General features: G+C 65.9%; 2 pseudogenes. One reads left to right on the top strand and one right to left on the bottom strand.

The window, feature by feature from the left end:
• Window positions 1-118 precede the first annotated feature (118 nt).
• Window positions 119-478 (bottom strand): annotated as a pseudogene (locus ACZ4RZ_RS50350) (IS701 family transposase); the annotation flags it as partial.
• Window positions 479-637: 159 nt separating this feature from the next.
• Here ACZ4RZ_RS50350 and ACZ4RZ_RS50345 point away from each other — a divergent pair.
• Window positions 638-1,110, top strand: a pseudogene (locus ACZ4RZ_RS50345) (ISAzo13 family transposase); the annotation flags it as partial.

Below are 1,110 nucleotides of genomic sequence, written 5' to 3'. Positions count from 1 at the left end.
AGCCCCCGCCCCCAGCACTCCAGGAACTGATCAACACCGTCGGCAGCGGCAGACCTCTTGATCTCTACTGCCCGGTCTAACAAACCACCGCTAGTACTCCAGTTGTAGATCGTGATCTTCATGTCTGAGCTGCGGCTTTCCGCCGGTAGTGACTGGTGCGTGCTTGGGCTTGATGACGTCGTCTCCACGCGGACCAGCTCAGGCGGTGGGCCGCTTCGGACAGCGGTGGGACGACGAGCGTGATGAACAGGTGCTGGATTTCGTTGCAGGTCAGCGGAATGAGGTCGTCGGGGGTCGGGCGGGTGTGTTCGTCGGCGCGGACGACGGCCAGGAAGGCGTGGGCGAGCATGGCGAGGGTGACCCAGCGGGCCCAGGAGGGGTAGCGGCGGAGCTGGTGCTCGTCCAGGCCGGCCAGCCCCTTCTCGGTCTGGAAGGTCTCCTCCACCCGCCACCTTGATCCAGCGACCCTGACCAGGGTGGTGAGCGGGACCGGCCGGGTGGAGCGGTAGTAGGCCAGTTCACCGGTGCGGCGGTTGCGGCGGATCAGCAGCAGCCGGTGGCCGGGGCCCGGCTCGGTAAGGTCGATGACAGCCCAGTCGTAGAAGCGGTTGCCCTTGGCTCCAGCGCCGGCGGACAGCTGCCGATCACACCAAACGTCTTCCACGGCGACTGGAACTACACACCGGCTCCCATCCCACCTCGAACGCCAGAGATGCCAGCAAGCGCTCGCCGGATCGACCCGGACCTGACCATGATGCTCACCGATCCGGCCCTGACCGGCATGTCACGGACCGCCTTCGAGCATTGGTGGCGGTCTCGGAACCTTACTGGGACGCCATGGCCGAGACGGCATTCCAGCGACGCTTTCACCGCCCGCGCAGCTACCTCCTCCCGCAAACCAGCAGCATGGACCACCTGCACCGGCTCCTGGCAGCCATCTTGCGCCGCCGCAGAGCGGTGACCAGTACGTTCCTGGCCCAGTTGCTGGGCGTCACTCGCACCAACTTGTCCAACCAGTTCCAGGACGGAAACCGGCTCCTGGACCTGCACCAGGTCGTCGTCTCGCCTTTACCCGGATCGGCAGCCCGCACGATGGAACAGTTACACGCC

The sequence above is a fragment of the Streptomyces sp. NPDC027189 genome (assembly GCF_055566975.1).
This window is presented reverse-complemented; position numbering and strand designations above follow the sequence as displayed.